This is a genomic window from Kitasatospora sp. NPDC057500, assembly GCF_042802195.1.
Taxonomy (GTDB): domain Bacteria; phylum Actinomycetota; class Actinomycetes; order Streptomycetales; family Streptomycetaceae; genus Kitasatospora.
This window is the reverse complement of record NZ_JBHVER010000292.1, coordinates 1-7,529: the sequence shown is the minus strand read 5'-3', so window position 1 is coordinate 7,529 and position 7,529 is coordinate 1. Positions and strand designations below refer to the sequence as shown.

7 protein-coding genes are annotated in these 7,529 nt (G+C 72.5%); 1 reads left to right on the top strand and 6 read right to left on the bottom strand.

Annotated features, from left to right (window positions below):
• Positions 1 to 34 precede the first annotated feature (34 nt).
• Positions 35 to 1,447, bottom strand: a complete 1,413-nt coding sequence (gene glnA, locus ACFU74_RS34740; protein WP_380764129.1) for a type I glutamate--ammonia ligase — start codon at positions 1,445 to 1,447, stop codon at positions 35 to 37.
• 290 nt (positions 1,448 to 1,737) lie between these two features.
• Here glnA and ACFU74_RS34735 point away from each other — a divergent pair, with 290 nt between their 5' ends.
• Entirely contained in the window at positions 1,738 to 2,202 is a 465-nt protein-coding gene (locus tag ACFU74_RS34735; RefSeq protein WP_380764128.1) for an RDD family protein, read from the top strand.
• A 91-nt stretch (positions 2,203 to 2,293) separates the two neighbouring features.
• Here ACFU74_RS34735 and ACFU74_RS34730 read toward each other — a convergent pair whose 3' ends face one another.
• The 5 genes from ACFU74_RS34730 to ACFU74_RS34710 form a co-directional block, all read right to left on the bottom strand.
• A complete protein-coding gene (locus ACFU74_RS34730) occupies positions 2,294 to 2,983 on the bottom strand; it encodes a DUF4191 domain-containing protein (protein WP_380764127.1) in 690 nt (229 codons plus the stop codon).
• Between the two features lie 79 nt (positions 2,984 to 3,062).
• A complete protein-coding gene (locus ACFU74_RS34725) occupies positions 3,063 to 3,299 on the bottom strand; it encodes a hypothetical protein (protein ID WP_380764126.1) in 237 nt (78 codons plus the stop codon).
• Positions 3,300 to 3,485: 186 nt separating this feature from the next.
• A complete protein-coding gene (lipA, locus tag ACFU74_RS34720) occupies positions 3,486 to 4,439 on the bottom strand; it encodes a lipoyl synthase (RefSeq protein WP_344333782.1) in 954 nt (317 codons plus the stop codon).
• Positions 4,440 to 4,583: 144 nt separating this feature from the next.
• Positions 4,584 to 5,354 (bottom strand): lipoyl(octanoyl) transferase LipB, encoded by a 771-nt coding sequence (lipB, locus tag ACFU74_RS34715; RefSeq protein WP_380764131.1) that lies wholly within the window; start codon positions 5,352 to 5,354, stop codon positions 4,584 to 4,586.
• A 113-nt stretch (positions 5,355 to 5,467) separates the two neighbouring features.
• Positions 5,468 to 7,420 (bottom strand): helix-turn-helix domain-containing protein, encoded by a 1,953-nt coding sequence (locus ACFU74_RS34710; protein WP_380764130.1) that lies wholly within the window; start codon positions 7,418 to 7,420, stop codon positions 5,468 to 5,470.
• Between the last annotated feature and the right edge of the window lie 109 nt (positions 7,421 to 7,529).

Genomic DNA, 7,529 nt, shown 5'->3' with positions numbered 1-7,529 from the left:
GTGCGCTCCCGCAGGTCGGGGTGCCCTCTGCCGCTTACAGGTCGTAGTAGAGCTCGAACTCGTGGGGGTGGGGGCGGAGGGCGATGGGGGCGATCTCCTGGGTGCGCTTGAAGTCGATCCAGGTCTCGATGAGGTCGGGGGTGAAGACGTTGCCGGCGAGGAGGTACTCGTGGTCGGCTTCGAGGGCCTCCAGGACGGCGGGGAGGGAGGAGGGGACCTGGGGGACGTTGGCGTGGTCCTCGGGGGCCAGCTCGTAGAGGTCCTTGTCGACCGGCTCCAGGGGTTCGATCTTGTTCTTGATGCCGTCCAGGCCGGCCATCAGCATGGCGGCGAAGGCCAGGTAGGGGTTGGAGGAGGGGTCGGGGGCGCGGAACTCGATGCGCTTGGCCTTGGCGTTGGAGCCGGTGATGGGGATGCGGATCGCGGCGGAGCGGTTGCGCTGGGAGTAGACCAGGTTGACCGGGGCCTCGAAGCCGGGGACCAGGCGGTGGTAGGAGTTCACCGACGGGTTGGTGAAGGCGAGCAGCGACGGGGCGTGCTTGAGCAGGCCGCCGATGTAGTAGCGGGCGGTGTCGGAGAGGCCCGCGTAGCCCTGCTCGTCGTAGAAGAGCGGCGAGCCCTCGCTCCACAGCGACTGGTGGACGTGCATGCCCGAGCCGTTGTCACCGAAGATCGGCTTCGGCATGAAGGTGGCCGTCTTGCCGTTGCGCCAGGCGACGTTCTTGATGATGTACTTGAACAGCATCAGGTCGTCGGCGGCGTGCAGCAGGGTGTTGAACTTGTAGTTGATCTCCGCCTGGCCGGCCGTGCCGACCTCGTGGTGCTGGCGCTCGACCTCCAGGCCGGCCCGGGCCAGCTCCAGGGACATCTCGGCGCGCAGGTCGGCGAAGTGGTCGACGGGCGGGACGGGGAAGTAGCCGCCCTTGTACTTGACCTTGTAGCCGCGGACGTCGCCCTCGGTGGAGCCGCTGTTCCAGGCGCCGGCCTCGGAGTCGATGTGGTAGTACGAGGCGTTGGCGCTGGTGTCGAAGCGGACCGAGTCGAAGACGTAGAACTCGGCCTCGGGGCCGAAGAACGCGGTGTCCGCGATGCCGGAGGAGGCGAGGTAGGCCTCGGCCTTCTTGGCGACGTTGCGCGGGTCGCGGCTGTAGGCCTCGCCGGTCACCGGGTCCTGGATGAAGAAGTTGATGTTGAGGTGCTTCTCCTGGCGGAACGGGTCGAGCCTGGCCGTGGCGAGGTCGGGGACCAGCGCCATGTCGGACTCGTGGATGGCCTGGAAGCCGCGGATCGACGAGCCGTCGAACATCAGGATCTCGGACGGGTCGAACGTCGCCGCGGGTACGGAGAAGTGCTGCAAGACGCCCGGCAGGTCGCAGAAGCGGACGTCGACGAACTTCACGTCGTTGTCCTGGATGAACTGCTTCACTTCGGCGGCGTTGTTGAACATCCATCCTCCTCGGTGTTGCGAATGGGGCTCACCCTAGGAATGGGCCGTTTCCGGCCGGTGACCCAGTCGTTTCCTGAATGTTAACCGCCGTCGCGGTCCGGGCGGCAAAGCCGTACGGGGCGGGGCAAAACGCCTCGCAGTGCCAGGCCGGGCCGCCTTAGTGGTCTAGACCAATGGTGGGGGGCGGTGGAAAGCCGCCGGTGACCGGGTTCACTCTTCGGTGGCGGATCCGGCGGGCCCGCGGGGGAGGCGGTGGCCGTCCCCGGCGTTCGCCCGGTTAGTGTGGATTCGTGGACACCAGAGAAGCGTTGGGATCGTGGATCGACGGCCCGAAGGCGGCCGCCGAGAAGATGGGGGCCGACTTCGGCCGCGGTGAGCGCCTCGGACTGCCCAAGGAGGGCCCGGGCTCGATCGCCGGCCCCGGCCGCCGGATGGGCGCGCTGTTCGTCGACGGCTGGCTGATCGCCCTGATCTCCTACGGGCTGATCGGCAAGGGCTCCGCGGCCTCGGCGAACATGTGGACCACCCCGCTGTTCTTCGCCGTCACCGTGCTGCTGCTCGCGACCACCGGGACGACCTTCGGCAAGCGGCTCTTCGGGCTGCGGGTCGTCCGCCTGGACGGCAGCCGGGCGACCATCCCGCAGGTGCTGCTGCGCACCGTGCTGCTCTGCCTGCTGGTGCCGGCGCTGGTCTGGGACCGGGACACCCGCGGGCTGCACGACAAGGCGGTCGGCACCGTCGAGGTCCGGATCTGATCCCGGGAGCATCGGCCCGAGAACGTCGGACGGCCCCGCCGCGGAAGCTTCCGCGGCGGGGCCGTTCTCGTGCTGTCGACGGGGGAGGGGCTCAGCGGACCTGGCCGCCCTTGGGCATCCGGGCGCCCTTGGGCATCGGGCCCTTGGGGATGGGCGCCTTGGAGAGCAGGTCGCCCAGCGCGCGCAGGCGGTCGTTGGTCTCGGTGACCTGGGCGGGCGTGATGGCGCGGGGCAGGCGCATCAGGTGGATCTGCAGCTTCTTGAGCGGGACCTCGTCCTCGCCGTTGCCCACCACGATGTCGTGCACCGGCACGTCGCCGACGACCCGGGCCATCTTCTTCTTCTCCGACGCGAGCAGCTGGCGGACCCGGTTCGGGTTGCCCTCGCCGATCAGCGCGATGCCGGCCCGCCCCACGGCGCGGTAGACCGCGTCCTGGCTGCGGGTGACGGCCACCGGGGTGGTGCTGGCGCTCCAGCCGCGGCGGATGTTGTTCAGCACCGCCGCGACGGCGCCCGGCTGGCCCTCCATCTGTCCGAACGCGGCGCGCTCGGCCCGGCGCCCGAAGACGATCGCCATGGCCAGGAAGGCCACGATGAAGCCCAGGATGCCCAGGTAGACGGGGTGCTCGATCGCGAAGCCGATGGCGAGGAACACGCCGAAGGTCAGCAGGCCGACGCCGGCGATGATCAGGCCGATCTTGGTGTCGACCTTCTTGGTCATGGTGTACGCCAGGCGGATCTGCTTCAGCCGCCCGGGGTTCTCGGATGTTTCCCTCGCCATAACGCTCATGGTACGTGGCGTGGGTACGGGATATCCAAGCCCGGGTGCCCGTTCGCCCCGAACCGTGACCCGGGTGCCGCTACGGAAGCGGTCCTCGGCGCACCGGCCGGCCCGCCGCAGCGCCCGCCGCCGCCCGTGTCGTCGCCTCACCCGGCGCCCCCGGCACCGGCGCGTCGTGCCGGCGGTCGGCGGCGTACCGGCGGTTCTCGCACACCGCCGCCCAGGCGTTGCGCCGGGCCTGCCGCTGCCCGCCGGACAGCAGGACGCTCTCGGCGAAGCGCAGCGCAACCCCCATCGACCGGATCCGCATCCGCATGCCGAACAGCTCCCCTCGCGGCCGTGGCCGTGGCTGAGAAGAATCGAACAACCGTGACGGGTCCATCGTCACCACCCCGTGTTACCAGCCCGTGACCTGGTAGTCAAAGCGTGATGAACGCGGAAGGGCGGAGCCGAGGCTCCGCCCTTCCAGTGGCCGGAACACGCCCGCGCGCGCCCGGTCGGCTCAGACCGAGGCCTGCTCCCGACGCTCCAGCGCCTGCCGGTACAGCCGCCCGGCGCGGTACGACGAGCGGACCAGCGGGCCGGACATGACCCCGGCGAAGCCGAGCTCCTCGGCCTCCTCCTGCAGCTCGACGAACTCCTGCGGCTTGACCCACCGCTCCACCGGGTGGTGGCGCAGCGACGGGCGCAGGTACTGGGTGATGGTGATCAGCTCGCAGCCGGCCCCGACCAGGTCGGCCAGCGCCTGGCTGACCTCCTCGCGGGTCTCGCCCATGCCCAGGATCAGGTTGGACTTGGTGACCAGCCCGGCGGCGCGCGCCTGGGTGATGACGTCCAGCGAGCGCTCGTAGCGGAAGGCGGGGCGGATCCGCTTGAAGATCCGCGGCACCGTCTCGACGTTGTGCGCCAGCACCTCGGGGCGGGACGAGAAGACCTCGGCCAGCTGCTCCGGCACCGCGTTGAAGTCCGGGATCAGCAGCTCGACGCCGGTGCGGCCGCCCTCGCGGCCGGCGGTCATCGCGTGCACCTGGCGCACGGTCTCGGCGTACAGCCAGGCGCCGCCGTCCGGCAGGTCGTCGCGGGCGACGCCGGTGATGGTGGCGTAGTTGAGGTCCATGGTGACGATGGACTCGGCGACCCGGCGCGGCTCGTCCCGGTCGAACTCGGCGGGCTTGCCGGTGTCGATCTGGCAGAAGTCGCAGCGGCGGGTGCACTGGTCACCGCCGATGAGGAAGGTCGCCTCGCGGTCCTCCCAGCACTCGAAGATGTTGGGGCAGCCGGCCTCCTGGCAGACCGTGTGCAGCCCCTCCTTCTTCACCAGCGACTGGAGGGCGTTGTACTCCGGGCCCATCTTCGCGCGGGTCTTGATCCACTCGGGCTTCCGCTCGATGGGGGTCTCGCTGTTGCGGACCTCCAGGCGGAGAAGCTTCCTGCCGTCGGGTGCGACAGCGGACACGTGCGACTCCTAGAACTAGACGGGGTACCCCCAGGGTACGCCTGTGCTTGTACGGCCTTCGCCGGGGCCACGGCCCCGCAATCGCAGGGCAACACGACTACCGACGGGTAGATTCCCGGGGGTCGGCCCGGGGGCGGGAGGGCCTCAGCGGCCGGGCGCCGGCTCCGGCAGTTCGGCGAACACCTCGGCGAGGTGCTTCTCGACCAGCGGCACCGCCTCCGGTACCGGGAAGTCCCGGCCCAGCTCGCCGGCCAGCGAGGCGACCCCGGCGTCCCGGATGCCGCACGGCACGATCTTGTCGAACCAGGTCATGTCCGGATCGCAGTTCAGCGCGAAGCCGTGCATGGTCACCCCGCGCGCGACCCGGACGCCGATCGCGGCCAGCTTGCGGTCGTCGCCGCGCTGCCCGGCGTTGGACGGCGCGTACTCGGGGCCGGCCAGCCGGGGGTCGATGCCCAGCGGCAGGCCCATCCGCAGGGTGAGCTTGCCGATGTCCACCACCTGCGCCGGGTCCACCACCGCGTCCGGGATGGACCGTCCCAGCACCCAGACGCCGCTGCGGCCCTCGACCCGGGTGGTCTCCACGCCGAACTCGCCGCAGGCGCGGATCAGCGCCTCCTCCAGCCGCCGCACGTACGCGATCACGTCGATCGGGTCCGGCAGCTTGACGATGGGGTAGCCGACCAGCTGGCCGGGGCCGTGCCAGGTGATCTCGCCGCCCCGGTTGACCTCGACCACGGGGGTGCCGTCCAGCGGGAGGTCGGCCGGGTTGGTGCGCTTGCCCATGGTGTACACGGGCTGGTGCTCCAGCAGCAGCACCGTGTCCGGGATCTCGTCCGCGACCCGCAGGGCGTGCAGCCGCTGCTGCTCCTCCCAGGCCTCCTGGTAGGGGACGGCGCCCTCGCCCGTGCCCATGCGTATGAACCGCACGTTCTCGCTCACCGCTGCTCCTTGCCAGGCGTTCGAGACCAACCTCGCCACTGTACGCCCGAGCCGGGCGGACCCGGTCCGGCCCCACCCGTCCCCGGTCACGGCCCGGACAGCTGCTGGAGCCGCAGTGCCAGCTGGAGCTCCAGGGAGCGCTCCGGGCCGTTCCAGTCCCGGCCCAGCAGCACCTCGACCCGGTCCAGCCGCTGCACCACGGTGTTCACATGGACGTGCAGCTCGTCCTTGGCCCGGGTCAGGCTGCCCCCGCAGTCGAAGTACGCGCGCAGCGTGCGGACCAGCTCGGTGCCGCGCCGGGCGTCGTACTCCAGCAGCGGGCCCAGCGTCGCGCGGACGAAGCCCGCGACGTCGTGGCCGTCGCCGAGCAGCACGCCCAGGAAGCCGAGCGCCCGCGCCGAGGCGCCCTCGCCGGACCGGCCCAGCACCCGCAGCGCCCGGACGCAGCGCAGCCCCTCGGCGTACGCGGCGGCCAGCGCGACCGGTCCGGCGGCGGGACGGCCGGCGCCCACGGTGACCGGGAACCCGGTCAGCCGGGCGAGCCGTTCGGCGGCCTGCCCGGCGGCCCGCTGCGCGGCGTCGCCCTCGCCGGACCCGTCGCAGGCGTCGGAGGCGCCGGACCCGCCGCCCCCGGCCGGGACCAGCAGCACCACCGCCTCCCCGTGCTCCGCGCTGATGCCGCGCGAGCCGAACAGGTACCGCCCGGCCGCGCCCGCCAGCCGGGAACGGGTGCCGGTGTCCCGCGCCCCGCCCGGCTCCGCGACCAGCACCAGGTGCGGGCGGCCGAGGTCCACGCCCAGCCGCCGGCCGCGCGCGGTCAGTCCGGCCGGGTCCCGGTCAGGGACGGTGAGCAGGTCGGCCAGCAGCTCGCCGCGCACCCGGTTCTCGGTCTCGGCGACCGAGCGCCGCAGCAGCAGGAGCAGCGCGGTCACCACGCCGGCCCGCTCGAACAGCCGGCGGTCGGCGTCGTCGAGGTCCGGGCGGCCGCGCAGCACCAGCGTGCCCAGCTGCTCCTGCCCGGCCAGCACCGCGCACACCCAGGCCTCGCCGTGGCGCACCGAGCGCCCCTCGGCGCGGGACGCGGCCGCCGCCTCGGCCAGCCCGGCGCCCGGGGCGGCGGCCGGTCCGGCCAGCGGCTCGCCCTCGGCGTCCAGGACGGCTATCCCGCCGCCGAGCAGGGCGGCCACCGCGGCGGCCACGTCCGGTACCTCGGCCCCGCGCAGCACCAGGTCGGTGAGCCGGTCGTGGCCCTGCTCGGCGCGCTGGACGGCGGCGGAGTGGGCGCGGATCAGCGCGTTGGCGCTGTTCAGTTCGGCGAGCGCAGCGCGGGTGTCGGCCAGCGACTTGGCGGTGTCCAGCGCGATCGCGGCGTGCGCGGCCAGCGTGCAGAGCAGCGCGACCTCGTCGGGGGAGAAGGCGCGCGGTGAGCGGTCGGCGGCGAACAGCACGCCGATCACCCGGCCGCCGAGCAGCAGCGGCACGCCGATGATCGCCACCAGGCCCTCGTCGAGCACGCCCGCGTCGATGGTGCCGGTGTGGTGGAAGCGGTCGTCGGTGCGGTAGTCGGGGGTGGCGTACGGGAGGGCGGTCTGCGCGACCAGGCCGCCGAGGCCGTCGCCGAGGCTGAGCCGCAGGGTCTGGAAGAGCACCGAGACCGAGCCGTCGGTGACCCGCATGTAGGTGTCGCCGGCGTCCTCGTCCGGGAGGGTCAGATAGGCGGTGTCGGTGCCGAGCAGCATCCGGGCCCGGCGGACGATCGCCTGGAGCACGGCGTCCAGGTCGCGGGAGGCGGCGAGGTCGCCGGCGGTGTCGAACAGGGCCGTCAGTTCGGCCTCCCGGCGCCGGTGCTGGCGCATCGTTCGGTGGACCCGCAGCGCCTGCCAGGTGGCGTCGTCGATCTCGCTCAGCACCGCGGCCGGCGCGCCCTGCCGGCGGGCGTCGGCGAGCACGTCGGCGAAGTCCTCGGTGGCGGCGCCGGAGGCGAGCAGGTCCAGCAGGCGGCGGAGCGCGGGCGCGGAGCCGGAGTGGAGGTCGTTCATGGTGCGGCCGCCCATCGACAGTGGGTGTACGTGCCCCGGGGAGGGAAGCGAGATCGTAACCGCTCGGCCCGGTCGGTCGTCGGCGGTCGGCGCGCGTGCGGTGGTGCGC

What these genes read in the sequence shown, in the direction of transcription:
- glnA (WP_380764129.1), bottom strand. Translation starts at nt 1,447, where the DNA reads ATGTTCAACAACGCCGCCGAAGTGAAGCAGTTCATCCAGGACAACGAC.
- ACFU74_RS34730 (WP_380764127.1), bottom strand. Translation starts at nt 2,983, where the DNA reads ATGGCGAGGGAAACATCCGAGAACCCCGGGCGGCTGAAGCAGATCCGC.
- ACFU74_RS34725 (WP_380764126.1), bottom strand. Translation starts at nt 3,299, where the DNA reads ATGCGGATGCGGATCCGGTCGATGGGGGTTGCGCTGCGCTTCGCCGAG.
- lipB (WP_380764131.1), bottom strand. Translation starts at nt 5,354, where the DNA reads ATGGGCACGGGCGAGGGCGCCGTCCCCTACCAGGAGGCCTGGGAGGAG.
- ACFU74_RS34710 (WP_380764130.1), bottom strand. Translation starts at nt 7,420, where the DNA reads ATGAACGACCTCCACTCCGGCTCCGCGCCCGCGCTCCGCCGCCTGCTG.